The 26,951-nt window shown below is 73.1% G+C and carries 22 protein-coding genes; 11 read left to right on the top strand and 11 right to left on the bottom strand.

Annotated features, from left to right (window positions below; all coding sequences use genetic code 11):
• Positions 1-13 precede the first annotated feature (13 nt).
• Genes JOF43_RS10985 through JOF43_RS10995 form a run of 3 tightly spaced genes read right to left on the bottom strand, consistent with a single transcriptional unit; the run spans position 14 to position 2,574 of the window.
• The gene (locus tag JOF43_RS10985) at positions 14-1,633 is read right to left on the bottom strand and encodes a metallophosphoesterase family protein (protein WP_209901982.1); all 1,620 of its coding nucleotides are present in this window, start codon (positions 1,631-1,633) and stop codon (positions 14-16) included.
• Positions 1,633-1,854 carry a DUF3107 domain-containing protein gene (locus tag JOF43_RS10990; protein WP_209901984.1) on the bottom strand — a complete coding sequence of 74 codons (222 nt, stop codon included), beginning with the start codon at positions 1,852-1,854 and terminating at the stop codon, positions 1,633-1,635. The genes JOF43_RS10985 and JOF43_RS10990 overlap by 1 nt, the downstream gene beginning before the upstream one ends.
• A 57-nt stretch (positions 1,855-1,911) precedes the next feature.
• Positions 1,912-2,574, bottom strand: coding sequence for a TetR/AcrR family transcriptional regulator (locus JOF43_RS10995; protein WP_209901985.1), 663 nt, complete (start codon positions 2,572-2,574; stop codon positions 1,912-1,914).
• 111 nt (positions 2,575-2,685) lie between these two features.
• On the opposite strand from JOF43_RS10995, the gene JOF43_RS11000 reads away from it, so the two are divergent.
• Together JOF43_RS11000 and JOF43_RS11005 are read left to right on the top strand one after the other, a co-directional pair.
• Positions 2,686-5,871, top strand: a complete 3,186-nt coding sequence (locus tag JOF43_RS11000; RefSeq protein WP_209901987.1) for a UrvD/REP family ATP-dependent DNA helicase — start codon at positions 2,686-2,688, stop codon at positions 5,869-5,871.
• The gene (locus JOF43_RS11005) at positions 5,868-9,164 is read left to right on the top strand and encodes an ATP-dependent helicase (RefSeq protein ID WP_209901989.1); all 3,297 of its coding nucleotides are present in this window, start codon (positions 5,868-5,870) and stop codon (positions 9,162-9,164) included. The genes JOF43_RS11000 and JOF43_RS11005 overlap by 4 nt, the downstream gene beginning before the upstream one ends.
• Positions 9,165-9,168: 4 nt before the next feature.
• Here JOF43_RS11005 and JOF43_RS11010 read toward each other — a convergent pair whose 3' ends face one another.
• Complete coding sequence (locus JOF43_RS11010) at positions 9,169-10,131, bottom strand: phosphotransferase (RefSeq protein WP_209901990.1); 963 nt, start codon at positions 10,129-10,131, stop codon at positions 9,169-9,171.
• Positions 10,132-10,180: 49 nt separating this feature from the next.
• Here JOF43_RS11010 and nudC point away from each other — a divergent pair, with 49 nt between their 5' ends.
• From nudC to JOF43_RS11025, 3 genes are all read left to right on the top strand, one after another.
• On the top strand, positions 10,181-11,098 hold the full coding sequence (gene nudC / locus JOF43_RS11015; protein WP_209901992.1) for an NAD(+) diphosphatase: 918 nt from the start codon (positions 10,181-10,183) through the stop codon (positions 11,096-11,098).
• 60 nt (positions 11,099-11,158) lie between these two features.
• On the top strand, positions 11,159-13,276 hold the full coding sequence (locus JOF43_RS11020) for an ATP-dependent DNA helicase UvrD2 (RefSeq protein WP_209901994.1): 2,118 nt from the start codon (positions 11,159-11,161) through the stop codon (positions 13,274-13,276).
• A gap of 317 nt (positions 13,277-13,593) precedes the next feature.
• Positions 13,594-13,887, top strand: a complete 294-nt coding sequence (locus JOF43_RS11025; RefSeq protein WP_209901995.1) for a WhiB family transcriptional regulator — start codon at positions 13,594-13,596, stop codon at positions 13,885-13,887.
• 82 nt (positions 13,888-13,969) lie between these two features.
• On the opposite strand, the gene JOF43_RS11030 is transcribed toward JOF43_RS11025, so the two are convergent.
• The gene (locus JOF43_RS11030; protein WP_209901997.1) at positions 13,970-14,128 is read right to left on the bottom strand and encodes a DUF5679 domain-containing protein; all 159 of its coding nucleotides are present in this window, start codon (positions 14,126-14,128) and stop codon (positions 13,970-13,972) included.
• A 534-nt stretch (positions 14,129-14,662) separates the two neighbouring features.
• Between JOF43_RS11030 and JOF43_RS11035 the strand changes: the two genes are divergently transcribed.
• A complete protein-coding gene (locus JOF43_RS11035; RefSeq protein WP_209901999.1) occupies positions 14,663-15,250 on the top strand; it encodes a M48 metallopeptidase family protein in 588 nt (195 codons plus the stop codon).
• On the opposite strand, the gene JOF43_RS11040 is transcribed toward JOF43_RS11035, so the two are convergent.
• The gene (locus JOF43_RS11040) at positions 15,238-15,840 is read right to left on the bottom strand and encodes an NUDIX hydrolase (RefSeq protein WP_342592149.1); all 603 of its coding nucleotides are present in this window, start codon (positions 15,838-15,840) and stop codon (positions 15,238-15,240) included. The genes JOF43_RS11035 and JOF43_RS11040 overlap by 13 nt on opposite strands.
• Entirely contained in the window at positions 15,830-17,323 is a 1,494-nt protein-coding gene (locus JOF43_RS11045; protein ID WP_209902002.1) for a zinc-dependent metalloprotease, read from the bottom strand. Before JOF43_RS11045 ends, JOF43_RS11040 begins: the two co-directional genes overlap by 11 nt.
• 88 nt (positions 17,324-17,411) lie before the next feature.
• On the opposite strand from JOF43_RS11045, the gene JOF43_RS11050 reads away from it, so the two are divergent.
• From JOF43_RS11050 to ettA, 3 genes are all read left to right on the top strand, one after another.
• Entirely contained in the window at positions 17,412-18,569 is a 1,158-nt protein-coding gene (locus JOF43_RS11050; protein WP_342592150.1) for a YlbL family protein, read from the top strand.
• Positions 18,566-19,258 (top strand): HAD-IA family hydrolase, encoded by a 693-nt coding sequence (locus tag JOF43_RS11055; RefSeq protein ID WP_209902005.1) that lies wholly within the window; start codon positions 18,566-18,568, stop codon positions 19,256-19,258. The genes JOF43_RS11050 and JOF43_RS11055 overlap by 4 nt, the downstream gene beginning before the upstream one ends.
• Positions 19,259-19,359: 101 nt before the next feature.
• Positions 19,360-21,042: an energy-dependent translational throttle protein EttA gene (ettA, locus tag JOF43_RS11060; protein ID WP_209902007.1), complete on the top strand. Its 1,683-nt coding sequence runs from the start codon at positions 19,360-19,362 to the stop codon at positions 21,040-21,042.
• A gap of 33 nt (positions 21,043-21,075) precedes the next feature.
• On the opposite strand, the gene JOF43_RS11065 is transcribed toward ettA, so the two are convergent.
• A complete protein-coding gene (locus JOF43_RS11065) occupies positions 21,076-22,539 on the bottom strand; it encodes a hypothetical protein (protein ID WP_209902008.1) in 1,464 nt (487 codons plus the stop codon).
• A gap of 195 nt (positions 22,540-22,734) precedes the next feature.
• On the opposite strand from JOF43_RS11065, the gene JOF43_RS11070 reads away from it, so the two are divergent.
• Complete coding sequence (locus tag JOF43_RS11070) at positions 22,735-24,057, top strand: ABC transporter substrate-binding protein (protein ID WP_342592151.1); 1,323 nt, start codon at positions 22,735-22,737, stop codon at positions 24,055-24,057.
• Positions 24,058-24,067: 10 nt separating this feature from the next.
• Here JOF43_RS11070 and JOF43_RS11075 read toward each other — a convergent pair whose 3' ends face one another.
• The gene (locus tag JOF43_RS11075; RefSeq protein ID WP_209903265.1) at positions 24,068-25,003 is read right to left on the bottom strand and encodes an acyl-CoA thioesterase; all 936 of its coding nucleotides are present in this window, start codon (positions 25,001-25,003) and stop codon (positions 24,068-24,070) included.
• Positions 25,004-25,046: 43 nt separating this feature from the next.
• Here JOF43_RS11075 and JOF43_RS11080 point away from each other — a divergent pair, with 43 nt between their 5' ends.
• Positions 25,047-25,538 carry an acyl-CoA thioesterase gene (locus JOF43_RS11080; protein ID WP_245354081.1) on the top strand — a complete coding sequence of 164 codons (492 nt, stop codon included), beginning with the start codon at positions 25,047-25,049 and terminating at the stop codon, positions 25,536-25,538.
• Here JOF43_RS11080 and JOF43_RS11085 read toward each other — a convergent pair whose 3' ends face one another.
• Both JOF43_RS11085 and JOF43_RS11090 read right to left on the bottom strand, forming a co-directional pair.
• On the bottom strand, positions 25,539-25,976 hold the full coding sequence (locus JOF43_RS11085) for a globin (protein WP_209902010.1): 438 nt from the start codon (positions 25,974-25,976) through the stop codon (positions 25,539-25,541).
• Between the two features lie 14 nt (positions 25,977-25,990).
• Positions 25,991-26,941 (bottom strand): mechanosensitive ion channel family protein, encoded by a 951-nt coding sequence (locus JOF43_RS11090; protein ID WP_209902012.1) that lies wholly within the window; start codon positions 26,939-26,941, stop codon positions 25,991-25,993.
• Positions 26,942-26,951 lie beyond the last annotated feature (10 nt).

Genomic DNA, 26,951 nt, shown 5'->3' on the forward strand with positions numbered 1-26,951 from the left:
CGGCCCCCCGAGGTCAGTCCGCGCCGCCGTCGCTGACCTCGGGGATCGGGCTGCTCGGGGCGGTCGGGGTGACGCGATCCTCGTCCGGCAGGCCCTCACCGGGTTCGACCTCCTGCTCGGAGGGGATCGGGGCCTCGGGCGTCTCGGCCCCCTCGGGAACCTCGAGCGCGGCCTCCTCCGGGTCCGTCTGCGTGCGTTGGATCGAGACCGACACCAGGCCCAGGCCACCCATGACGATGTCGTCGTAGGCGACGAGGTCCCCCGTGGTGCGGTCGATGTAGAGCATCCGCGCGGTCAGATCGAGCGGGGAGTCGCCCTGCAGCACCGGGGCGACGCCGCCCGAGGCGAGTGCCCCGCCGGTGGAGCCGACGGTCAGCCAGTCGGTGCCGGAGCCGTCACGGTCGAGCTCGACGTTCGAGGTGTGCATGTGGCCCGAGAGCACCAGCGGCACGCGCCCCTCGAGCCCTTCCGGCTGGGTCGGGTCGTGGATGAGGGCGAGGTCGACCGGGGAGTCGGGATGCGCCCGGTCGTGGTCGGTAATGGTGTCGCCGAGCTGGAAGGCGCTCGAGGCCACGGCGTCCTTGCCCTCCTGCCAGCCACCGGCGTCGGAGTCGTCGTCGGCCGCGAATCGCGGGTCGCCGATGCCCGCGATGGTGAGGCCTTCCCTCTCGACGACCTGGTTGTCCAGGACGGTCGCATTGGGCTGGGCGGCGATGGTCGCCGCGGCCGCGGAGCCGTCGTGGTTGCCGCTGATGTACACGTAGGGCACGTCCAGCTCACCGATCGCGCCGAGCAGCTCGTTCTCCAGGGGAGTCCCCCAGGAGACGATGTCCCCGGTGTCGATGACCAGGTCGATCGCGAACTGCGTGTGCAGCTGCTCGATGACGTCGTAGGCCTGTGGGTTGTCGTGGATGTCGGAGACGTGCAGGACCGTGACCAGGTTCTCCTCGCTGAGACCCACCGGCAGCGAGTCCGCCGCGATGTACAGCGCGGAGACCTGGCCGACGAACTCCGCCAGGGTGTCGCGGTAGCCGCGGTAGTCGGCGACCGTGGCCTGCCCGATGTCGGCGACGTAGGCCGCCTGGGAGAGCAGGCCGTCGAACTTCGGCTGATACAGGGCGTCGGGTCGGAAGGTCACCGAGGTCACCACGACCGACACCCCCATCAGCGCGACGGCGCTGCCGCCCGCGACCAGGGCGCGACGGAGGCGACGGAAGGTGAGCCCGACCGCGAGTCCCGCCCCGGCGGCCGCGAACAGGGCGTTGAGCACCGCGTTCTTGGCAGCGGCCGTGGTGAGCGCCTCGGGCGCCGTCTGCGTGAGCTCGCCGAGACCCGCGTCGGAGTAGAAGAGCGCCTCGGCCTTGTCGATGTCCACGCCCTGCACGCGCGCCTCGATCCGCATCGGGGCGACGTGGGTGTCGAACGCGACCTCACCCACCGGCGGCAGCAGCAGCACCGTCTGCGAGGAGAGGGCAGGGCGCAGGTGCACGCTCGCGGTCAGGGGGCCGACGTCGACCCGGGTCGCGGGGACCAGCAGCACGCCGACGATCGCACCCAGGATCGCGACCACGGCGGTGGTGGTGACGTGGAGCGCCTGCACCCGCCGGATCCGGCGACGGCGCTCACGGAGCATCAGCCGAGGAAGCCGACGCGTCGGGGCTCCTCGGTGGAGATCTCCGCGAAGGCGAGCTTCGCGCCGGGGACGAGCACGGTGCGGCCCTTGTCGTCGACGAGGGTGACGGGCGAGCCGTCGGCGACCGCGGCGCCGAGACGCTCGAGCAGCTCGTCGGTCTTCTCCTCGGACTCGATGACGATCTCACGGGGCGAGTGCTGGATGCCGATGCGGATCTCCATGGCGATGTCCTTCCCTCCGCCGAACAGGCGGGACGAGCAGTGCGGGGCGAGGGAAGTCTACCCGTCGGATCCGGGCCGTGCGGTCCCGTCCGCTCCCAGCACGGTGCCCGCGACCCGGGGTCTGCGACGCGGTGCAAAGCCGGTCAGCCCGTGCACCATGAAGGTCGTCATGACCTCGAGGACCTCCTCGCGCTCGGCGTCGCCGCCGGCCTCGTGCAGCAGGCGGGCGGTGGTCTGGGTGTCGGCGATCAGCCCGCGGCCGATGATCCGCGCCTGGTCGCTGCTCATCTGCCGGGAGGCGGCGAGCACCCCGGACAGCTCGATCGCCATCTTGTCGAGCACCGCGTCGACCCGTTTCTGGACGGCCTCGGAGACCGACTCGTGCCCCGTGAACAGGCGCAGCGCGTTCTCGAGCGAGACCAGCTGGTAGAAGCGCTCGAGCCCGTGGCGCACGCGCTGGGGCGTGTCCCCCTCGAAGGAGCCGATCTCGCGCACCTCGCCCAGCATCCGCTCGGCGATGATGTCGATGACCTCGACGTAGAGCGTCTCCTTGGAGGAGAAGTGCTGGTAGAGCACCGGTTTGGTGACCCCGGCGGCGGAGGCGATGTCATCCATGCTCGTCCCCTGGAAGCCCTTCTCGGTGAAGACCCGGGTGGCGAGCTCGAGCAGCTGGGAGCGTCGCTGCGCACGGGGCATCCGGGGGGTGGGTGACGGCGACATGGCGTCGGCCTCCTCGCAGATGACGGGGCGCTGTGATCCCCCGCACTCTACCGCCCCGTCTCCGCCGCGCTCCCGGCTTCGCCCGTCTCCCCGGTGAGGTGCAATAGGGGTATGCGAGGCGACGGGACCGGAACGGGCGAGGGGATCCGTCTGCTCGGACCCGACCTCGCCGCGCTGCCGCCGGTGCTGGAGCCGGACACGCTGGATCTCCGCCAGCGCACGGCGCGGGACCTGGTCATGGCCGGGTCGGACGTGCTCGTGCACGGCGGACCGGGCAGCGGACGCACCGCGTTGGCCCTCGCTGCCGCGGCCGGTGCCGGGCCCGGCACGCTGCTGCTGGCCCCGCGCCGGCCGGCCGCCGGACGCCTGCGCGACGCCCTCGCCGTCCACGGCGCCGGCGAGGTCCGGGCGATGACGCCGCCGGCCCTGGGGCATGCCCTGCTGCGCGCCGACGCCCTCTCCCGCGGGCTCGGCGAGCCCACCCTGGTCACCGGCGCGGAACAGGACGCCCTGCTCGCCGAGCTGATCGCCGACCGGGAGACCTGGGCACTCGAGGTCGACCCCGGCGCCCGCACCCTGCCCGGCTTCCGCACCGAGCTGCGCGACCTCGTCACCCGTGCCACGGAGCTGGGCCTGACCCCGGGCGACCTCGAGGAGCTGGGTCGCGAGCGGGCCCGGCCCGCCTGGCACGATGCCGCCGCGATCCTGCGCGACTATCTCGGAGTGCTGGACCTCGAGGCCTCCGCCGCCCTCGACGCCGGTCCCCGCCTCGACTCCGGGGGCCTGGTCCGCCGCGCGGCCCGCCTGCTTGAGGACCCCCGCACCCCGGCCCCCTTCCGCACCGTGGTGGTCGACGATGCCCAGGACCTCACCTCCGCAGGCATCGCGCTGGTGGCCGCGCTCGCCGCCTCCGGGGCGACGGTGATGATCTGCAGCTGCCCCGACGCCGCCGTCGACACCTTCCGCGGTGCCCTCCCGGACGCGGCGGACCGGCTGCGCACACTGCTGCGCCGCCCCGTCTCCGAGGTGACCCTGGACGGCGCCCCCGCCGCCGCCCCGGGGATCATCGCAGCCGTCGACGCCCTGCGCGGACGGCTCCCGCTGGCGGGATCGAGCATCGACTCGCGCCGTCCGCGCACCGAGGCGGGCCCGGGACTGGCGGTGCTGCGGGCGGAGGACCCCCTCGACGAGGCCCGCCTGATCGGCTCCGCCCTGCGCGACCTCCACCACCGCGAGGGCGTGGCCTATGACGACATGGCGGTGGTATGCCGCTCCGGCGCCGCCGTCGCGGACGTGGCCGACCTGCTCTCCCGCACCGGTCTGCCCGTGCGCACGCCCCGTCGGCCGCAGCCGCTGCGCGAGGTCCCCGCGATCGCCGACCTGCTGACGATCCTCGAGCTGGGCTGTGCCGAGGAGGGTGAGATGGTGGATCCGCAGGTCGCCTCCGAGCTGCTGCGGGGCCCCTTCGGCGACGCCGACACCCTTCGCCTGCGCCGCATCCGCCGCCTGCTGCTGGGTGCCCGTCGCGCGGCTGATCCGGACACGGAGACGCCCAGCGAACAGCTGCTCGCCCGTGCGCTGGTGGACGAGGAGGTCCCCGGACTGCCCCCGGAGGGCGCGCGCGACCGCGCCGCCGCCCCCGTGCACCGGCTGCGGGCCATGATCCGGTCCGTGCGGGAGCACCGCGAGGACGATGCCGAACAGGTGCTCTGGCACGCCTGGGACGCCTCCGGGCTCGCCGGGGGCTGGCGACGCGCCGCCCTCGGTGCCCCCGGGGACGTCGACGGGGCCCGCTCGCGGCTGGCCGGCACCCGGCTGGACGCCCTGCTCGAGCTGTTCGCGGCGGCAGAGCGCCTCACCGACCGCCGCCCCGGTGCCGGGGCACTGGACCTCGTGGAGCAGACCCGTGCCCAGGCCGTCGTCGAGGACACGCTCGCCCCGGCCGCGGCGCCCCGCGGACGTCTCGCCGTGCTGACCCCCGCGCAGCTCGCCGGTGAGCAGCGCGACACCGTCGTGCTCGCCCGTCTCCAGGAGGGGACCTGGCCGGACCTGCGGCTGCGCTCGACGCTGTTCGGTGCCGCCGAGCTCTCGCTGCTCGGCGGCGCCCGCTCCGGCACCGAGCTGCCCGCCGACCCCGAGTCGCTGCGGGCGCTGCAGCGCGAGCAGGTGATCGCCGACGAGCTGCGCCTCGCCGTGAGTGCCCTGGCGCGCGCCCGCACCCGCGTGCTGGTGACCGCCGTCGAGGACGAGCAGCTCGAGCCCTCCGCGCTGCACGAGGCGCTCGCCGCGCTCGCCGAGGGGGCGGGGGAGCCGTGGATCACCCTGGAGGCCCTCCGGCAGGACCCGGGTCCCGCACCCGACGTGCGACGCCTGGTCGCCGCGCTGCGCCGCCGCCTGCGCGAGGACGACCCCCGCCGCTCCCGCGAGGCCGCCCTCGCCCTGGACGCGCTGGCCCGGGCCGACGCTCCGGGCACCGACCCGGAGCGCTGGTACCACCAGGACCCCAGCAGCACCGAGCCTCTCCACGACGCGGGCGCGACCATCGCCCTGTCCCCGTCGGCCCTCGAACGTGCCGTGGACTGCCCGCAGTCCTGGCTGATGGAGCGCGCCGGGGGCACCCGCACCGGCGGCCCCGCCCAGCTCATCGGCACCGCCCTGCATCACCTCGCCCAGATCCATCCGCACGGCCCCGAGGGTGACCCCGAGGACCTGCTCGGCGAGCTGCACACACTGCTGCGCTCGGTCCCGGGCACCGACACCTGGTCCGGGCGCCGCCGGGTGCGGCGCGCCGAGGACGCGACCCTTCTGCTGGCCGAGCACCTGCGCACCACCGGCGAGCCGCTCGCCGTCGAGGCACCTTTCGAGGTCGACCTCGGCCGGGTGCGGCTGCGCGGCAGCATCGACCGGATCGAGGGCGACGCGACCGGCCTGCGGGTGGTGGACCTCAAGTCCGGCAGGACGCCGAAGTCCGCGGCCGCGGCCGAGGGCGACCTGCAGCTGGCCGCCTATCAGGCCGCCGTGCGGGAGGGCGCGCTGAGCGAGGAGCTCGGCGAGGACGCCCCGGAGCGGCTGGGCGGCGCCCAGCTGGTGTACGTCGGCACCGGCGCGAAGAAGGCGGCCGTGCGCAGCCAGGGCGCCCTGTCGCGCGCCGAGGACCCCGCCTGGTTCGACGACCTCGTCACCCAGGTCTCCCAGGAGGTCTCCGGCCGGCAGGTCACCGCGCGACTGAACGCCCACTGCTCCCACTGCGCGGTGCGCAGCAGCTGCCCGCTGCAGCCCGAAGGAGACCAGCTGTGACGAAGAATCCCACCCCGCTCGGCGCCGCACACCTCGCGGCCCTGCTCGAGCAGCCCCCGCCGACGGCCGAGCAGACCGCCGTCATCGAGGCGCCGCTGGCCCCGATGCTGGTGGTCGCCGGCGCCGGCTCCGGCAAGACCGAGACCATGGCCTCCCGCGTCGTGTGGCTGATCGCCAACGCGATCGTCGAACCCCGGCAGGTGCTCGGGCTGACCTTCACCCGCAAGGCGGCACACGAGCTGTCCGCCCGGATCACCGCGCGCCTGGGCGCCCTCGCCGAGGCGCTGCGCACCGAGGGCCTCACCCTGCCGCCGGGGCTGGAGCGCGGCGGCGACGAGCTGGTCGGCCAGCGGCCCCTCGTGCACACCTACAACGGCTTCGCCCTCGACCTGGTGCGCGAGCACGCCCTCGCCGTCGGCATCGATCCCGAGCTGACCATGATGTCCACCTCCGCCACCTGGCAGCTCGCGCACGAGATCGTCGAGGGCTGGGACGACTCCCTGGACCTCGAGGCGTCCCCGGCCACCCTCACCGCCGCCCTGCTCTCGCTGACCTCCTCCCTCGCCGACCACCTCGTCACCCCCGAGCAGCTGCGCACCCATCTCACCGAGATCCGCGACCACCTCGCCGGGATCCCGCTCCAGGTCGAGGGCAGGCGCCGCACCACCCCCAAGGCCGTCTCCTCCGTGCTGGGGGCGCTGGAGTCCCGGCTCGCCCTGATCCCGCTGCTCGAGCGCTTCGCCCAGGTCCGCACCGACAGCTCCGCCCTCGACTTCGCCGACCAGGTCTCCCTCGCCGCGCGGGTCGCGCGCGAGGTGCCTGCCGCCGGTCGCCTCGCCCGGCGCATGCATCGCGTGGTGCTGCTCGACGAGTTCCAGGACACCTCCGTCGCGCAGCTGAGGATGCTCACCGACCTCTTCGGCCCCGGGCACGCGGCCTGCGCCGTGGGCGACCCGCAGCAGGCGATCTACGGCTGGCGCGGCGCCTCGGCCGCCTCGCTGGCCGGCTTCGCCGAGGCCTTCGCGACCCCCGAGCAGGACGTCCTGCAGCGCACCCTGTCCACCTCCTGGCGCAACGACGAGGCCGTCCTGGCCGTCGCGAACCGCCTCGCCGCCCCGCTGCGGGAGGCGGACGCCGGTCTCAGCATCCCCGAGCTGCAGGCCCGACCCGGTGCGGGGGAGGGGGCCGCCGAGATCCTCGAGGCCTCCGACGAACGGGCCGAGGCCCGGGCCATCGCCGCGTGGATCCGGGCCCGCCGCGCCGAGGACGTCCACGCCGACGCCCCGGCGTCGGCCGCGGTGCTGGTGCGTGCGCGCCGCCAGATCCCGGCCCTGGTCGAGGGGCTCGAGGCGGCGGGCCTGCCGGTGCACGTCGTGGGGCTTGGCGGTCTCCTGCACCGCCCCGAGGTGGCCGACGTCCGGGCCGTCCTCGAATGCGCCCACGACCCGGGTCGGGGCGATGCGCTGATGCGTCTGCTGACCGGGCCCCGAGTCCGCCTCGGTGCCCGCGACCTGTCCGTGCTGGGACGGTGGCGGGACCGCATGGGATCACGTCTGCGGCGTCGCACCGACGCCCCCGGCGGCGAGGACGAGGCCGAGACCGTCTCCCTCGTCGACGCCGTCGACGACCTGCCGCCGACGGACTGGACCGATCCCTCGGGGCGCTCCCTGTCCGCCACCGGTCGTGCCCGGCTCGAGCAGGTCCAGCAGATGCTGCGCGAGATGCGGCGCCTGCTGCCGCTGCCGCTGCCGGACCTCGTGACCGCCGCCGTGCGACTGCTGGACGTCGACCTGACCCTGCTCGCCCGGGACCCGACCTCACGGGCGCTGGCGGACCTCGAGGCGCTGCGGGACCACGCGGCCGCCTTCGAGCGCACCGCCCGCCGCGGCGGACTGGGCGCCTATCTCGACCTGCTCGAGATCAGCGAGGACGAGGAGGCGGGCCTCGCCGTCACCGCCGCGCCGGAGCCCGACGCGCAGGAGGACGCCGACGCCGCGGTGACGATCGTGACCATGCACTCCGCGAAGGGTCTGGAGTGGGACCTGGTGGCCGTCGCCGGGCTCACCGAGGGCTCCGTGCCCTCCTACGACCTGCGGCGGGCGAAGACCGATGAGAGCGGGCGGGTGCGCGTGCCCGACAACGGGTGGCTGTCCTCGCTGGCCTCGGCCGCGGTGCCCACCGCGCTGCGCGGCGATGCGGACACCCTGCCGGAGCTGGCCTGGGCCGAGGCGGACACGCAGGTCGACGCCGAGTCCCTGGTCGAGGAGTACCGCTTCGCCCAGGGGGAGGAGTCGCTGCGCGAGGACCGTCGGCTCATGTACGTCGCCGTCACCCGGGCCCGCCGGCGCCTGCTGCTGACCTCCGCCGCCTGGCGCACCGGACTGACGACGGCCCGACCGCGCTCCCGCTACCTCGTCGAGGCCGGGCCGCTGGTCCCTGACCGCTTCCGCACCGTGCAGGAGGTGCCCGAGACCAATCCGCTGGAGGCCGAGCGGCCCCGGGCCCAGTGGCCGCCTGCGCAGGGGGAGGCGGAGTCGGCACGGCGTCGCGCCGCCGAGACCCTGGCGGCGGTGGGGGAGAACCCTCCGGACGGCGAGGAGCTCGCGGGCAGCGACCCCGCGCTCGCCGAGATCGTGCGACGGACCCTCAGCGACCTCGAGCAGCAGGCCGCGCCCCCGGCCGTGCACTCACCTCCGCGACTGTCCGCCTCCCAGGTGGTCCACCAGGCTCGCGACCCCCGCGGCGCGGCGATCGAGCTGCTCCGGCCGCTGCCGCGCCGGCCGTCCCCGGCCGCCGCCCGCGGCACCGCCTTCCACGCCTGGCTCGAGTCCCGCTACGACAGCGCGACGCTGCTGGACCTGGAAGACGTCGCGGACCTCGCGGACCTGGCCGAGGAGGACGGTGACCGGGCCGAGGAGCTCGCCCTGCGCGAGGCCTTCGTCGCCTCCGCATGGGCCGATCGCATCCCGCTCGCCGTCGAGCAGCCGGTGCAGACCCGGGTGGGGGAGATCGCAGTGCGCGGCGTGATCGACGCGGTCTTCGCCGACCCCGAGGGCGGCGACGGCAGCGACGGCGTGCTCATCGTGGACTGGAAGACCGGGCGCGTGCCCCGCCCCGCCCAGCTGCGCGAGCGCTCCCTCCAGCTGTCGCTGTACCGTCTGGCCTGGCACGAGAGCACCGGGCTCCCGCTGTCGCGGATCCGCACCGCCTTCCACTTCGTGGCCGACGGGGTGACCCACGAGGTGCGCCGTCATCCCTCCCGCGAACGGATGGCGCAGATGCTGCAGGGGTGAGGGCTCAGGGCTGCTCGTCGCGCGAGCTCAGCGCGTCGTAGGTGCGCTCGGCCTCGTCCCGCGCCAGCTGCGCGAGGTCGGCGTCGAGGTCGGCGATCATGCCGCGCGCGTCGGAGACGATCGACTCGTCGCCGGTCTCCAGCCCGTGGGCGAGCCACTCGGCCACGGCGAACTCGCCGAGCGCCTGCGCCCGCTCCACCAGGCGCGGATGCACCTCGGTGGGCAGCTCCTGACGGTAGGCCGCGTAGAGCTCGTCGAAGCGCTCCGGTTCGAGCGTGGAGATCAGCCAGGCGAGGTCCGTCGCGGCGTCCGCGACCCGGGAGGAGGACCAGTCCCGCAGCGCGCTGATCCGTTCCTCGGCGTGGAACATGCTCTCCTCGGACAGGTCCCCGTGGATGAACTGCGGGGTGACGTGCCACAGCTCCTCGTCCTCGAGCAGGGCCTCCCAGCGCTGCGCCACGGCCGCGGGCAGGTGCCCGCCCTCCTTCGCTTCGAGGACCCGCTCGCGATGCTCCGCGAGCAGGGCCTCCGGGGTGAACGACTCGACCCCGGCCGCCTCGGCGGCGTACCGCGGGACGGTGTGGATGCGGGCCAGGACCTGACCCATCGAGCGGGCCAGATCCGGGCTCTCCTGCAGGTCCTCGAGCATCAGCGGGCGACCGACGGGCGCCTCCGTGACGGCGGCGCGGCCACCCTCGGAGAGCTTCACGAAGCCCAACACCGGCGGGATCACCCCGTGCAGCGGGGTGCCGGTGAGGGCGTCGGCCACCTTCAGATCCTTCTCGAGACGGACCCCGGAGGCCGTCGAGGAGGGCGAGAGCACCATGACGCGACGGCCCTGTTCACCGACGACGCCGGCGACGTCGAGGTCCTCGGTCGGGGTCGCGATCGGCGTGGTCCGCACCGGGACGAGTCCGGGGACCGCCGCCGCGGCCAGAGCAGCCAGGGAATAGGAGTTGCGATGCACCCGTCCACCGTACCCGGCGGACCCTCCTGATCCGCGTAGGCTTCAGGGCATGGCGAAGCTCCGCGGCCCGCATCTGCACACCCCCCTGACCCTGCTCGGCTCCGACCGTGACGCGCTCAGTCGCATCGACCCGGCGATGATCGCGCCCGGCGAGGACGCCCGCTACCTGATCACCCGCGCCGGGGAGGCCGCCCTGGACGAGGGCGAGGACGGGTCGCTCCGGCTCGCTCTGGAGACCGAGGACCCGCGGCGCGGCGCGCACGAGCCGCTCGTGCTGCTGGGCCGACGGGACGGCCTGCGGATCCTGGGCGTCGAGGTCACCGAACCCAGCGCCGAGCTCGACGATCCCGGGCGTGATCTGCGCGACCTGCGGCGCGTCGCGGAGATGCTCGAACCCGCGGACTCCGATCTCGCCCTGACGGCGGTGGCGATGGGCGCCTGGCACCGCTCCATGCGCTACTGCCCGCTGTGCGGGCAGGGGCTCGAGGCCGAGGTGGGAGGCTGGGTGCTGCGCTGCCGGGAGGACGGCAGCGAGCACTTCCCGCGCACCGACGCCGCCGTGATCATGGCCGTGCGCGACGGCGAGGACCGGCTGCTGCTGGCCCGCAACGCGAACTTCCGCGGCCGCTTCCACTCGGTCCTGGCCGGCTTCGTCGAACCGGGGGAGAGCCTCGAGTCCGCGGTGGCCCGCGAGGTCGCGGAGGAGGTCGGGCTGAAGGTCGAGGAGGTCGAGTACGTCGGCAGCCAGCCCTGGCCCTTCCCCCGTTCGCTGATGATCGGCTACCGCGCCTGGGTCCCGGGCGCCGTGGAGCTCACGCTGCAGGAGGACGAGATCGCCGAGGCCCGCTGGTTCACGCGGGAGGAGCTCGCGGCGGCGCTCGCCGCCGAGGAGGTCGAGCTGCCGAACAACGCCTCGCTCGGCCGGGCCCTGATCGACGACTGGTACGGCGGACCCGCCGAGGCGTGAGGCCCCCGCCGTCCACAGCGCCCCTCGGTCCGTCGGGGGTCGCTGGCAGGATGGGTCGTGATGACCGCCGCCAACCCTGAGACCCCCGCCCAGCCCGTCGATGCCGAGAGCATGCTCGACGCCCTCGACCCGGAGCAGCGGGAGGTCGCGCGCACCTTCGGCGCCCCCCTCTGCGTGCTCGCGGGCGCCGGCACCGGCAAGACCCGCGCGCTGACCCACCGCATCGCCTACGGCGTCGCCACCGGCCAGCTGAACCCTCGCCACGTGCTCGCGGTGACCTTCACCGCGAAGGCCGCCGCCGAGATGCGCTCGAGACTGAGGGACCTCGGGGTGCCCGCCGTGCAGGCGCGCACCTTCCACGCCGCCGCCCTGCGCCAGCTGCGCCACTTCTGGCCGCGCGTGGTCGGCGGGGCGATGCCCGAGATCATGGCGAACAAGTTCCCGGGCGTCGGCGAGGCCTGCCAGCGCCTGCACATGAGCGTGGACCGGGCGGCGCTGCGCGACCTCGTCGCCGAGGTCGAGTGGTCCCGGGTGACGATGCTCACCCCCGAGTCCTATCCGGAGGCGGCCGAGAAGGCCCGCCGCCCCGGCGTCGCGGGCTTCGACGCCCGCTCCGTCTCCCGCATCCTCACCCAGTACGAGGAGGTCAAGAAGGAGCGCGGCGTCATCGACTTCGAGGACGTGCTGCTGCACCTGGTGGGCTTCCTCACCGAGCGGGCCGACGTCGCCCGCGAGGTCCGCGGCCAGTACAAGCACTTCCTCGTCGACGAGTACCAGGACGTCTCCGCCCTCCAGCACACGCTGCTGCGGCTGTGGCTGGGCACCTCCGACGACGTCTGCGTGGTCGGCGACGCCGCCCAGACCATCTACACCTTCGCCGGCGCGCGGGCCTCCTACCTGCTCGACTTCCGCAAGGAGTTCGCCCGCGCCCGCACCATCCGGCTCGAGCGCAACTACCGCTCCACCCCGCAGATCGTGCGGATGGCCAACACCGTCCTGGACGGCGCCCGCGGCCGGACCAGGACCAGCCGGCTCACCCTGGTCTCCCAGCGCGAGGACGGCCCGCCCCCGCTGGTGGAGTCCTTCGCGGACGACCCCGCCGAGGCCGACGGCATCGCCGATCGCATCCGGGACCTGGTCGCCGAGGGGAGGCCGGCCGCGGACGTCGCCATCCTGTTCCGCACCAACGGCCAGTCCGAGGCCTTCGAGCAGGCCCTGACCGCACGCGGCATCGGCTACCTGGTGCGCGGCGGCGATCGCTTCTTCGAGCGCCAGGAGGTGCGCCGGGCGATGGTGTCGCTGCGGGCCGCCACCCGGGTCGAGCAGCTCGACCCGGCCCGCGCCGTCCGCGACATCCTCGCCCAGCAGGGATGGTCCTCGGAGCCCCCGGAGACCACGGGGGCGATCCGGGACCGCTGGGACTCGCTGAACGCTCTGGTGAGCCTGGCCGACACGGTCACCGCCCGGCCGGCTGCCACCATGGTCGATCTGGTGCGCGAGCTGGAGGAGCGCGCCGAGGCGCAGTCCGCCCCCGTCGTCGACGGCGTCACCCTCGCCTCCGTGCACGCCGCCAAGGGTCTCGAGTGGCCGGTCGTGTACGTGGTCGGTGCCAGCGACGGACTGCTGCCGATCTCGATGGCCACCACCGCCGCCGAGGTCGAGGAGGAGCGTCGGCTCCTCTACGTCGCCCTCACCCGGGCGAAGGACCTGCTCACCGTGAGCTGGTCCGCCGCCCGCACCCCGGGCGCCCGCGGCAGCCGCAAGGCCTCCCGCTTCCTGGACGGGGTGCTCGAGCATCCGGACGCCCCGGGGACCGGCCCGGGCGCCGGCCCTCGCCGCACCGGTCGCCGCAGCGCCACCGTGTACGCCGAATGCCGTGTGTGCGGGCAGGGACTGGTCTCCCCGCGCGACCAGCGACGCGGCCGCCACGAGGGCTGCCCGCCACTGGCCGACGCCGCCCTGCTGGAGGAGCTGCGCGACTGGCGACGGGAGCGGTCGGGGCAGAACGGGGTCCCGGCCTACGCGGTGCTCACCGACGCGGCGCTCGAGGCGCTCGCCGAACGGGGCCCCCGCACCGAGCAGGAGCTGCTGGCGGTCCCGGGCATCGGCCCGGGCAAGGCCGAGCGGTTCGGCCCCGCGCTCCTCGAGCTTCTCGCCCGGCACCGCGTCGAGCAGTGAAACTGCAGGTCAAAAAATAGATGTGCGTTCTGCGGATGGTGTGTAGACTCATCTGCGTCAATCGTCCACGTCGTGGACCGGGAAGCCGGGACGCGCGCATGAGAAAGGGGGTGGCCTCAGTGATCGATATCAGGAATCTCGCAGGAGCAGGCCTGCGCCCCCTTGGCGCGCCCTCCCTTCTGCCGCGCGAACGGGGCAATGCCCCCGCGGTGCCCATCCCGAGCTGACGAGGACCACCTCGCTGCTGGTGCGGCACCGCCGCCGCACCTCCGCCCGTACGGGCTCGTCCCCCCGACGATCTTCGAAGCAGCGAGACGATGACTTCTCTACTCACCACATTCCTGAACCCCGCCGAGACCGCGGGTCACATGCTGCCCTGCCACGACGCCGGCGTGGCCGATCTGTTCTTCTCCGAGCGCCCCGCCGAGCTGGAGCAGGCCAAGTCGCTCTGCGCCGACTGCCCCCTGATCCAGGAGTGCCGTCAGGGCGCCCTCGACCGCGGGGAGCCCTGGGGCGTCTGGGGCGGTGCGATCTTCGAGTCCGGCCGCATCATCGCCGTCAAGCGCGGCCGTGGCCGTCCCCGGAAGAACCGCGACCAGAACGCCGCATGACCCCCGCCGGCCCGAGACCGGACGCACGAGGGGCGGGGCACCTCGATGGTGCCCCGCCCCTCGTCGTGCGTCGGGCAGACCGTCAGGCCTTACCGAGGATCCGGTTCAGCTTGGTGCCGCACTCCGGGCACACGGCCTTCGCCATGCGGCGGCCGTTGGAGACGACGACGTCCCCCTCGGCCTCCCGCTTCTCGCGGCACTTGACGCAGTAGAACTCTCCGGCATAGGTCTCGTCGGCCATATCCGCTCCTTGTGGGAATCGATGGTGGTGATCGCTTCTCCGGACGCGCAGCTCGTGCCGCGAGTCAGGGACCGTGCCACTGTAGCGGGGAGCGGCCGAGGTGCCGAATCGGGATCGGTGCTCCGACCGGGGCGGCCCGTCGCACGCTTCGGGATCAGGAGGCCCTGCGAGGGGCCGAGGAAGTGCGCACGACGAGCCGACATCGGAGGCCCCGTAGGCGTCGTGAGGCCTTGAAGGGCCGTGGGACCCCGGGGGCGCTCAGCACCACGCGCACCTTCCCCGTGTGCGTCCTGCTAGTTATCCCGGGGTCCCACGTTCTAGGGAAACCTAGCGCCTGGGTGGCGGGCCGGTCAAAGGGTGCCCGGGGACCGGCTGTGGACAACTCGCCCCAGGCTGTGGACAGGTTCGGGATGTGCTCTCAAGCTCTGTGGAGGGCAGTTCGTCAGCCCAGGTCACGGGGGTGTAACGAACGCCGCTGCGTCCCGGCTCTGTGGATGAAGTTTTTTGACCTCGGATCGTGCCAGGCTTGCCGTCATGACAGATCTGGTCCACCACGAGAACGTCGCCGGGCCCCGCGGCGAGCGGGTGCTCGTGCGCCGCTCCGCCCGGCGACGTCGCACGGTCTCGATCACCCGGCGCGAGGGCGACCTGGTGATCGCCATCCCCGCGACGTTCAGCGCCCGCGAGGAGCGCGATTGGGTGTCCAAGATGGTCGACCAGCTGGTCAGCAAGGAGGCGAAGAACTCACCGCGGCGACGCAGCGACACCGCCCTCGCCGCGATGGCGCGCGAGATCAGTCGGACCCATCTGGACGGCCGCGCCCGCCCTGCGTCCGTGACCTGGTCCACCCGCCAGAACCAGCGCTGGGGATCCTGCACGCCGGCCGACGGCACCATCCGCCTCTCGCACCAGCTCCAGGACATGCCCGACTACGTGGTGCGCGCCGTGATGATGCACGAGCTGGTCCATCTCCTGGTGTCCGGTCACGGACCGGAGTTCCAGGCGCTGATGGCCCGCTACCCGCAGGCGGAGAAGGCGAAGGGATTCCTCGACGGGGTCTCCTTCGCGAAGAACCTGCCGGAGGGAGGGCTCGACGAGGACCAGGCGGATCAGGCGGAGTAGCGCATGAGATAAGGGGCGAGTGCGTCGAGCTTGCCCGGCATGTCGGCCACCGTGCCCTCCGGCAGCGCATCGGTCGAGCGCTCCGGTCCCGCCCCGCGCAGCGGCCACGGCACCCACCGCACCTCGGGGGACTCCTCGCTGGCATGCAGCGGCAGCGCGGCGGCCGGGGAGTCGGCGCGCAGCAGGTACTGCACGTCCCAGTGCTCGGCGCAGGCCCCGAAGGCGGTATCCAGCAGGTGCCGGTGCAGCACGGCGGGTCCGGGACCGAGACGTTCCAGGGCGGTCACACCGATCTCCTCCGCGACCTCCCGGCGGGCGGCCCGTTCGAAGCTCGTCTCGCCCTGCTCGAGATGACCCCCGGGCTGGACCCAGAAGCGACCCTTGCGATGCCACACCAGGGCGACGTGCTCGGCCGGGGCGTCGATCACCACCGCGCTGGCGGTGAGATGGTGCGGCCCGCCGCCGCGGTACAGGGCGCCGGGGGAGCCGCGCAGCAGCTCGAGGTAGTCCTCGGCAGCCCCCGGCCCGGTGGCGGCGGTGGCCGCCGCCCGCAGCTCCGCGAGCGCCGGGGCCGGGGCCTCAGCGGTCACCGGGCCCGCTGTCCTCGCTCCGGCCGTCCTCGTCACCGTCATCGCTCTCGTCGCTCTCGGCGCCGCGCAGCAGCCGTTCCAGCTCGGCGTCGAAGTCGGTGGGGATCTCGACGTCGGCCAGGGCGTCGTCCGGATCCTCCGTGGTGGTCCGCGGTGCCTGCGGGCGCCCGGTGAGGACCTCCGCCGTGGGGAGCAGGTCCGGATGCTCCCACTTGGCCTCGCGGCCCTCCTCGCCCTCGGTGGCCAGTACGCTGTCCCACCAGGCGAGGGCCTCGCGCACACGGCGCGGACGCAGCTCGATGCCGACGGTGCCCGCGAGCATCTGCTCGGCCGGTCCGCCCGCGGCGCGACGGCGACGCAGCACCTCGCGCATCGCCTCGAGCTCGGGGAGCTTGCCCTCGAGCGCCTGCGTGGTGACGTGATCGACCCACGACTCGATCAGCGCCAGGGTCGTGGCCAGCTCCTCGAGGGCACGCTCCTGCGCGGCCCGCCGGGTGAAGACGAACATCTCCTCCGGCCGCCGCGCCTGCAGCGCCTGCGGATCCGAGAGGTCGAGTCCGCGCACCATCTCGTCGAGCGCATCGAGGTCCAGGGTGATGCCCCGGGCGTAGTCCTCGATCGCGGAGAACAGCGCCCTGCCCAGCCACGGGGCGGCGCTGAACAGCGCGGTGTGGGCGATCTCGCGGGCGGCCAGGAAGATGCGGGCGGCACCGGGATCCAGCGAGTGCGCGGAGATCAGGTCCTCGACGTTGGCGGCGACCAGCGCCGGCTCGCCGTCGCGGCCCAGCGGCAACGACAGATCCGTGGTGCCGGAGACCTCGCGCGCCAGCGAGCCGATCGCGTGCCCGAACTGCACGCCGAACATGGTCCCGCCGATCCGCTCCATCATCGCGGCCGGATCACCCGCCATGCCCATGGCGTCCTGATCCAGCCCGCTGAGCTCGCCCATCTGCGAGCTGATGGCCTCGCCGATCGCCCCGGCCATGTACTTCGCGACCGGCTCGACGATGGTCTTCCAGTGCGGCAGCGTGCGGTGCAGCCAGGTGCCGCGGCCGAACACGCCCAGCTCGGTGGAGGGCACGTCGACCGCGATCACCGGCTCCAGCCACAGGCGCGCCACCTGGGCGGCCTGACGCAGCTCCTCGACCTGGTCGTTCGTGGGGCCCGGGTCGCCGGGGGAGCCGGTCGGCTCCGGGGCGCCGGGGATGGCTGTCCCGGCGGCCGTGCGACGGGCGATGTCCTCGGCCATGTCCCAGTTCACGGGGTTGTCCCCCTGGGCGGCGAACATGTGCTGCATCTGCGCGGCCGCGGCCCGCAGCTGTGCCGGGTCCTGCGGCAGATTCGCCTGCCCGGCGAGCGCGGACAGGTCCAGCCCGTCGAGGGCGCCCTCGGGGAGGGCGTCCCCGAAGGTCTCCTTCAGGAAGCGCTTGAGCGCCTCCTCGTCCATGTCGCCGGGTCCGCCCGGGATCGGATCATGGGTCATGGCCACCTCCAGCAGTCCGTGAGCCCTCCAGCGTACCGAGCGCGCCTGGATGACGGGCGGAACGAGGCATGTGGGGCACAATGTCGGGGTGATAGACGACCAGTCCCCGCCCACCCGCGCGCAGCGGGCCCGTGCACTGGTCTCGCGGACCGTCGAGGACGCGCAGCTCGCCCGCCCGCGGCTCGCCCTGGGCTCCATGGTGCTGCTGTGCCTGATGATCCTGGGTGGCTCGCTGATGCCGGTGCCGTACGTCATCGAGCGGCCCGGCCCTGCGATCGACGTGCTCGGCGAGTACGAGGACGAGCAGATCCTCACGATCGACGGTGCCGAGACCCACCCCACCGACGGCGAGCTCATGATGACCACCGTCTCGGTCGACGGCGGGCCCGGCTACCGGGTCACCCCCGTCGAGGTGGTCGCCTCCTGGTTCGACCGCACCCAGGCCGTCATGCCCCGCGAGGCCGTCTTCCCCGAGGGGCAGACGCGCCAGGAGACCGTCCTGACGAACTCCGTCGCGATGAGCACCTCGCAGCAGGGGGCGGTGGCCGTGGCCCTCGACGAGCTCGGCATCGAGTACGAGCCCGTGGTGATGGTCTCCGGCGTCGAGCAGGACGGCCCGGCGGACGGCACCCTCGAGGGCGGCGACGTGATCCTCTCCGTGAACGGCTCCACCGCCACCGACGTCGCCGGCTACCAGGAGCTCGTGCGCGGCACCGAGGACGGCCAGGACGTGGACGTGCGGGTGCGCCGCGGTGACGAGGAGATCGACCTCGAGGTGCCCGCCGAGACGGTCGACGGCTCCTCGCGCATGGGGGTCGTGCTCTCCCCGGGCTACGACTTCCCGATGGACGTGCACCTCTCCGTCGGCGAGATCGGCGGCCCCAGCGCCGGGATGATGTTCTCCCTGTCCGTGTACGACGAGCTGACGCCGGGCGCCCTGACCGAGGGCCGGCAGATCGCGGGCACCGGCACCATCGACGCGGACGGCGCGGTCGGCCCCATCGGCGGGATCCGCCAGAAGATGGTCGGGGCGCACGAGTCCGGCGCGGAGTACTTCCTGGCCCCGAGCGAGAACTGCGACGAGGTCGTGGGCTACGAGCCCGAAGGGCTGGACGTGGTCGCCGTGAGCGACTTCGAGGGCGCCGTCGAGGCGACCGAGTCCATCGCCCAGGACGGCGACACCGAGGGGCTGCCGAGCTGTGACGAGGTCGTGGACCAGACGGACCAGACGGAGGAGAACTCATGAGCAAGCGCCGATCGCGCCGTACGCCGCCGCGGCCCACCGTGGCCCTCGATTTCGGCGGCGTGCTCAGTGCCGGGCACGACCCGGTCCCCGACCTGCACGAGCTGCTCGGCGGGGATGCCGACGTGCTCACCGAGGCCGTGTGGGCGCAGCGGCCCGCCTACGACGCCGGCGCGCTGAGCGCGTCCGAGTACTGGGGGGCCGTCGCCGCCGCCGTCGGTGTCGACCATCTCAGCGAGCTCGAGGTCACCGAGCTCCAGAACGCGGACAACCGCTACTTCCTGCAGCTGGACCCGGCGTCCCGCTCCCTGCTGCATGACCTCGCCCGCCACCGGGTGCGCCTGGTCCTGCTCTCCAACGCCTCGGTCGCCTTCGGCGAGGCGGTGCGCCGGGCCGACTGGTTCGAGGCGTTCAGCTTCGCCGTGATCTCCGGCGAGGAGCGCGTGGTCAAGCCGGAGCGGGAGATCTACGAGATCCTGCTGAGCGCCCTCGCCCACGAGACCGGGGGAGTGTCGATCCCCTCCGCCGTGCTGTTCTTCGACGACCGCGAGGACAACGTCGAGGCCGCGCGGGCGCTGGGGATCGATGCGCACCTGTGGCCCCGCAACGGGCAGGAGGGCGCCGACGGCCTCGAGCACGGGGCCCGGGCGGCCCGCCGGATCCTCGCCGAGCGGGGAGTCGAGCTCGACTGATCCGATGCGGGTAGAGTCGGACATCGCGAGACGTCCCGTGCGGTGCCGGTCAGAGGCACGCCGGTGAGATCCCCCGACACCCCTTTGAACAGGAACACGAGTTGGCAGAGTTCATCTACACCATGTACAAGGCCCGCAAGGCCGTGGGAGACAAGGTCATCCTCGATGACGTCACCATGAGCTTCTACCCGGGCGCGAAGATCGGCATGGTCGGCCCCAACGGCGCCGGCAAGTCGACGATCCTGAAGATCATGGCCGGGCTGGATCAGCCCAGCAACGGCGAGGCCCGCCTCAGCCCCGGCTACAGCGTCGGCATCCTGCTGCAGGAGCCCCCGCTGGACGAGTCCAAGACCGTCCTGGAGAACGTCCAGGAGGGCCTGGGCGAGCTGTTCACGAAGGTGCAGCGCTTCAATGCCATCGGCGAGGAGATGGCCGAGCCCGATGCCGACTTCGATGCGCTGATGGAGGAGATGGGCAAGCTCCAGACCGACATCGACGCCGCGGGCGGCTGGGACCTCGACTCCCAGCTCGAGCAGGCGATGGATGCCCTGCGCTGCCCGCCCGGCGACGAGAAGGTCACCCACCTCTCCGGCGGCGAGAAGCGCCGCGTGGCGCTGTGCAAGCTGCTGCTGGAGAAGCCCGACCTGCTGCTGCTGGACGAGCCCACCAACCACCTCGACGCCGAGAGCGTGCTCTGGCTGGAGCAGCATCTCCAGCAGTACGAGGGCGCCGTCATCGCCGTCACCCACGACCGCTACTTCCTCGATCATGTCGCCCAGTGGATCGCCGAGGTCGATCGCGGCCATCTCATCGGCTACGAGGGCAACTACTCCACCTACCTGGAGAAGAAGGAGGAGCGTCTGGCCGTCCAGGGCAAGAAGGACGTCAAGCTCGCCAAGCGCCTCAAGGAGGAGCTGGAGTGGGTCCGCTCCAACGCCAAGGGTCGCCAGGCGAAGTCCAAGTCGCGACTGAACCGCTACGAGGAGATGGCCGCGGAGGCCGAGCGCACCCGCAAGCTCGACTTCGAGGAGATCACCATCCCGCCGGGGCCGCGCCTGGGCAACCAGGTGATCGAGGCGTCCGACATCGAGAAAGGCTTCGGCCAGCGGGTGCTCATCGACGGGCTCTCCTTCTCGCTGCCCCCGAACGGCATCGTCGGCGTCATCGGCCCCAACGGCGTCGGCAAGACCACGCTGTTCAAGACCATCGTCGGCCTCGAGCCGCTCGACGGCGGGGAGCTGAAGGTCGGCCAGAGCGTCAAGATCAGCTACGTGGATCAGAACCGCGAGAACATCGACCCGGACAAGAACCTCTGGGAGGTCGTCTCCGACGGGTTGGACTTCATCCAGGTGGGCAAGGTCGAGATCCCCTCGCGCGCCTACGTCTCGCAGTTCGGCTTCAAGGGCCCCGACCAGCAGAAGAAGGCCGGTGTCCTCTCCGGCGGCGAGCGCAACCGCCTGAACCTGGCGCTCACTCTCAAGCAGGGCGGCAACCTGCTGCTGCTGGACGAGCCGACGAACGACCTGGACGTGCAGACCCTCGGCTCCCTGGAGAACGCCCTGCTGAACTTCCCGGGCTGCGCCGTGGTCGTCTCCCACGACCGCTGGTTCCTCGACCGTGTGGCCACCCACATCCTGGCCTACGAGGGGACCGAGGAGAACCCGGCGAACTGGTACTGGTTCGAGGGCAACTTCGAGGCGTACCAGGAGAACAAGGTCGCGCGCCTGGGCGAGGACGCCGCTCGCCCGCATCGCGTGACCTACCGTCGCCTCACCCGCGACTGAGCGAACGAGCCGGGGCGCATCGCGCGCCCCGGCTCAGCCGGCCGCCCGGGTGTCCGAGAGCGCGGGATCCAGGCTTGCCACGATGCGGGAGGACGGCGTGCCGGAGACGTTCTGCGGCGCCATCTCACGGGTCACGACGAGGGAGTCGGCCGTCTCGGGGGACGTGAAGCGGAGCAGGCCGTCCCGGGACATCTCCAGGACGCCGAGGTCGGTCCGGGCCCCGTCGGAAGTCCCCCACAGCTGCAGCACCTCCCCCTCGTAGGCCACCACGCCCTCGGCCCGTACGGCGAGACCGTCGGGGGTGATCACCGCGGCCCAGTCCCCGTTGTCGCTGAGTCCGTCGATGAGCTCGGCGTCGGCAGCGACGCTGTACTGCGCCCAGGTGCTCGCGAAAGCCTCCGAGGCGGCCCGCTCCCGCCGCGCGTCGATCAGGAGCCCGCCCAGCACCAGGACCCCGATCAGGGCGAGGACCGCGAGGGAGCGGGAGATCCAGGGCCGCCCTTTGCGGCGCTCGTGACGTGAGCTGCGCTTCTCGTCCACGGCGCGGAAGGCGAAGGCCGGCGAGGGTGCCGGGCCGGTCTCGCCCTGCGGGACGTCGGCGGAGGGCGAGGAGGAGACGGGGGTCGCGGCGCTGTGGACGGCGCCGGCCACCGCGGGCGGGCCGACCATCCGGCGCTGTGAATCGGTGCCCAGGACCGGGGTGGAATAGGTGCCGTGATAGAGGGCCTCGGGGGCGGCGCCGAAGCCCTCGAGCACCGCGAGGTGCAGATCGCGCGAGGGCGGGACGGCGGTCAGCAGCGTCAGGGAGGCGGCGGCCTCGAGGGCGTGGCGGTGCACGCCCGCCGTCCCGGGATCGACGGTGAGCTCGCGCAGCCGATGACGCTCCTGCTCGCCGGCCAGGGCCAGGGCATCCAGGGCGGCCAGGGCACGGAGATCGGGGTCCTGGGGCCCGCCGAAGGCCACCAGCTGGTCGAGCACGCGGGCGAGCACCCCGGCCGCCTCGCCGCGCTGGGGACCGGTGGCATCGAACCGACCCTGGGCGGCGGATTCGACGAGGGCGCGCTGCGCGGACGGCAGCTCCAGCAGGGTGCGCACCACCTCCACCTCCCGCCGGTCACTGGTGCGATCGAGCGTCGCATCGGGGGCGATCAGGGAGCGGACGTCCCCGCGGGGACGAGTGGCCACGGCCGCGCGACGGGCCCGGTGAAGCACCGCCGCCTCCCCGGGCAGCGCGCTCGCGGCGAGATCGGCCGCATCCCGCAGGCAGGAGCGCAGGACCGACACCGTCAGTCGTCCCGCGGTCGCCGAGGAATCGGTGACATGCACCGCGAGTCCGTGGATCCGCGGGCCGAGCACGTCGACCAGGGCCGCCGCCGCGCTCCGGTCGCCCGCGGAGGCGCGAGACAGCAGGGTGCGGGTCGGATCGAGCTCGTTCCCGAGATCGACGGTGTCCTCCGGGATCCCCGACGGGCCCCCCGTCCGTGTGTCGCTCCCCATCGGGCGCCTCCGTGCGTGCTGAGCAGTTCCCCGCCTCCCGTACCCCACGCGGTGGCGACCATTGTCGCTCCTCGCAGGTGACGATCGTCCCACAGATCACCGCCGCCCGCGCGGCCGCTGGGTCCGATCGGTGCGGAGGATGAGACCATCGACGCTCGTCCGATCCCCCTGCAGCGTCCGGAAGGTCCCCTCCCTGTGCCGACCCGTCGTCAGATCCTGCTGTCCACCGCTGCGATGGGACTGGCCGGGGCCGGGACCCTCGCCGGCTGCACCCGCGGCGGCCCCGAGGGCACCGCACCCTCCGACACCCTGCGGATGCGGGTCTGGGACGACGCCGCCGCGGCGGCCTACGAGGACGCGCTCGCGGCCTTCACCCGCTCCACCGGCATCGATGTCGACGTCGAGGTGATGGTCTGGGACGACTACTGGAAGCAGCTCCCCCTGGACATCGCCGACGAGGCGCTGCCCGACGTGCTGTGGATGAACACCGCGAACCTCGCCGGCACCCGCGCCAGCGGCCGGCTGCTCGAGGTCGGCCCGCTCATCGGGGACGTGGCCACCCAGTGGGAGGAGGCCGCCACGGACCTGTACCGGGTGGGCGGCGAGCTGTGGGGCGTGCCGCAGATGTGGGACCAGTCCATGCTCGTCGCCCAGGACGAGCTGATCGCCGAGGCCGACGGCGACCCCTCCGCCCTGACGGCCGATCCCGAGGCGCCGAGCGACCCCCTGCGGGACCTCGCCCGGGCCCTGACGACGGACAGTGGCGGCCTCCACCCCGGTGACGACGGCTTCGCGGCGGAGAACCGCGCCACCTTCGGCTTCAGCGCCCACCCGGACCGCACCGCCGTGCTGGGCCCCTTCATCGCCGGCCAGGGCGGCGCGTGGCAGGACGAGGAGGGAACCTTCTCCTTCGCCTCCGCGAAGGGCACGGCCGCCGTCCAGTACCTCGCCGACCTCGCCGCGGCGCACCTCGCCCCCGCGGGCGCCGAGACGGTGGCCGACGACACGCTGTGCCAGAACCTCTTCCTCGAAGGCAAGCTCGGACTGCTGCAGACGGGCACCTACGACCTGCACGCGATCGCCGGTGCGGTCGAGGACTCCTTCCCGTGGTCGGTGCATCCGGTGGTCGCCGGGCCCGAGGGCGCCCACCCCCTGGTGCACGCGATCGCGGCGGTCGGTGTCGACCCGGACGACGAGGACCGTGCCGCCGCGATCGGGAAGCTGCTGACCTTCCTCGGCGGCGTCGACGGCCAGCGGCCGCTGGCCGAGAGCCGTCTGGGCATCCCCGCGCACCGCGAGCTGCTCGCCACCTGGCAGAAGGCCTGGGAGACGGAGGGCGTGGACGTCTCGGCGCTCACCACGGCCCCCGACGAGCCCGCGCTGCCCGAGATCGGGAACCGCTCGGCGGAGGGCACCGGCGCCGCGCTGCCGGTCATCGCGACGATCTTCCAGGGGAAGGCGACGGCCGAGGAGGCGCTCCCGCGAGCCCAGCAGGCGGCACGCACGGAGCAGCACTGACTCCCGTCACTCACTCTGCAGGTTTGACCCGGATCATGCCCTCCTGGGTGACGGTCGCCACCAGGTCCCCGGCGCGGTCGAACAGCTGGCCGTGGGTCAGCCCGCGCCCGCCGGAGGCGGAGGGGGAGCGCTGGACGTACAACAGCCATTCGTTGGCGTCGACGTGCCGGTGCCACCAGATCGCGTGGTCCACCGTGGCCATCCGCAGCCCGGGCGTGATCCAGCTCAGCCCCTGCCGGCGCAGGATCGGCTCGAAAGGCGTGTAGTCGCTCGCGAAGGCCAGGATCGCGTCGTGCAGCAGCGGGTCGGCCCGGACCGGGGCGAGGGTGCGCATCCACACCATCTGCGTGTCGGCCGTGTCCGAAGCGGGGTCGGGCCGGAGGTAGATGGGGTCCGTGACGTGACGGATGTCGATGGGGCGCTGCGTGGCCCAGTACCGGGCCACCGGATGATCGATCCCGCGCAGCACCTCGGCGGTCGTCGGCAGCCCTTCGGGGTCCGGTGCCTGCGGCGCGCGCTCCTGGTGCTCGAGTCCGTCCTGCTGTTCCTGGAACGACGCGGTCATCGCCAGGATGGTGCGCTCGGGCTCGTCGGCCGAGCGGGCCGGCTGGGTGGCCAGCACGCGCCGCACCGAGAAGGAGCCGCCGTCGCGCAGGGCATCGACCTGGAAGCGGATCGGATGGGAGGGATCCCCCGGAGCCAGGAAGTAGGAGTACATCGAGTGGATCCGCCGTCCCGCGGGGGTGGTGCGGCCCACCGCGGTCACGGCCTGGCCCATCACCTGGCCGCCGAACACGTGCCCGCCCGGATGCGGGGAGGAATCGCCCTCGAAGGCGGCGACGGTCGCGGGCGTGGCGAAGTCCGCGGCGGTCTCGATCTCGCGCAGGTCGAGCAGGTCGATCAGACCGGCCGCGATCTGGGAGGGGTCAGGGCTGGGGCTCATCATGTCGTTGATCGTACTGGTCATGCGGGGACTTACGATGGGCGGCATGGATCAGCCGCACCACCTTGACATCGACGTGCCCGTCCGCTGGACCGACCTGGACGCCTACGGGCACGTGAACAACGCCGCCATCGTGCGGCTGCTGGAGGAGGCCCGCATCGGCGCCTTCTGGAAGGCGCCGGAGGAGCAGATCGCGCTCGGTGCCCCGGCCCCCGCCGCCGCTCTCCCCGGCGGAGGGACGGGCTCACCGGTCTCCACCGTGATCGCCTCCCAGCGCATCGAGTACGTGCGCTCGATGGGCCACCGCCGGGACGGGGCAGTGGTGCGGCTGTGGCTCTCGAGGCTCGGAGGAGCGAGCCTCAGCGTGGACTACCTGGTGCTCACCCGCGACGATCCCGCCGGGGACGCGCCCTATGCGCGGGCCCGCACCGTGGTGGTCATGGTCGACGCCGCCACCGGCGCCCCGATCCGGCTGGACGGGGAGACCCGTGGCCACCTCCAGCAGTTCACCGGGGACCCGCTGAGCTTCCGCGGCTGATCAGGTCAGGTGGTCCGGGACGGTCCCTCCGGCCGCCGGGGCCTGACCGCCGTCGACCGTGTTCACCAGCGAGTGCGCCGCGCGCTCCAGGTAGTCCCACAGGGTCTGGGCGTGCAGCGGCGCCAGATCCAGCGTCCGGACCGCGTCGTGCATGTGCCGCAGCCAGGCGTCGCGGGCGGCGGGGGAGACGGGGAAGACCGCGTGGCGCATCCGCAGTCGCGGATGCCCGCGGGTCTCCCCGTACGTCTTCGGCCCGCCCCAGTACTGCTCGAGGAAGGTGCACAGACGCTCCTTGGCCCCGGTGAGATCCTCCTGCGGGTACAGCGGGCGCAGCAGCGGGTCCTCGGCGACGCCTTCGTAGAAGCGGTCCACGAGCGCCACGAAGGTCGCGTGGCCGCCGACGGCCTCGAAGAAGGAGATCTGCTCACTGGAGGGCACGTGGTCTCCTCGGGTCAGGACTGCAGGGAGTCGGCGAAGCGGGGCAGGGCGAAGGAGATGTCGGTCTCGGCGAAGGCGTCGCGGACGCGACCGCGCAGCTCCCGCTCCAGGCCCCACTGCTCGCCGGGAGCGGTCTGGATGATCACGCGGCGCTGGTAGCGGTTGGCGTCGACGTCCAGCATCCCGCTGATGTCTGCCGGGGACTGGATGATCTCCGACCAGTGGGGATCCTTCGCCAGCTCCAGGGTGACCTTCCTGAGCACCGTGGTGACCACGTCGTCGTCCGCCTCGGCGTCGATGTCCAGGACCACCACGGCGTTGGAGTAGCCGCGGGAGTAGTTGCCCACGCGGATGATCTCGCCGTTGCGGACGGTCCACAGCACGCCGTCGATGCCGCGGACCTGGGTCACCCGCAGGTTGATGCCCACCACGGTGCCCTCGGCGTACTCGGCGTCGACGTAGTCGCCCACGGCGATGATGTCCTCGAAGAGCATGACGATGCCGGCGACCACGTCCTTGATGATCGTCTGAGCGCCGATACCGGCGGCCAGGCCGATCACGCCGAGGGAGGCGATCACGGGAGCGATGTTCACCCCGATCTTGTCGAGGATCATCACCGCCGCCACTGCCCAGATCAGCATGTGCGCCACATTGCGGGCGACGTTCGAGAGGGTCTCGGCGCGCTGCTCACGGCGGGTCTGGGCGACCTTCTGGGAGCGGGCGTCGCGCTTGACGACGGCACCGGCCACGCTCGAGAGCTTCGTGCCGGACTCCGCCATGGTGCGGAAGAAGCGTCGCAGCAGCCAGCTGGCCACCATGCTGGCCAGGGCGGCGGCCACCAGGATCACCACGATCATCAGACCGTCGCTGGTCAGCCAGCGCACCAGGGAGTCCATCAGACTGAGCGCCTGGTCGCTGCCAGGGTCGGCGAGAAGGGTTCCGGGGTCGAAGAGGTCCTCAGGCATGGCCCCGACC

The sequence above is a fragment of the Brachybacterium sacelli genome (assembly GCF_017876545.1).
Taxonomy (GTDB): Bacteria; Actinomycetota; Actinomycetes; order Actinomycetales; family Dermabacteraceae; genus Brachybacterium; species Brachybacterium sacelli.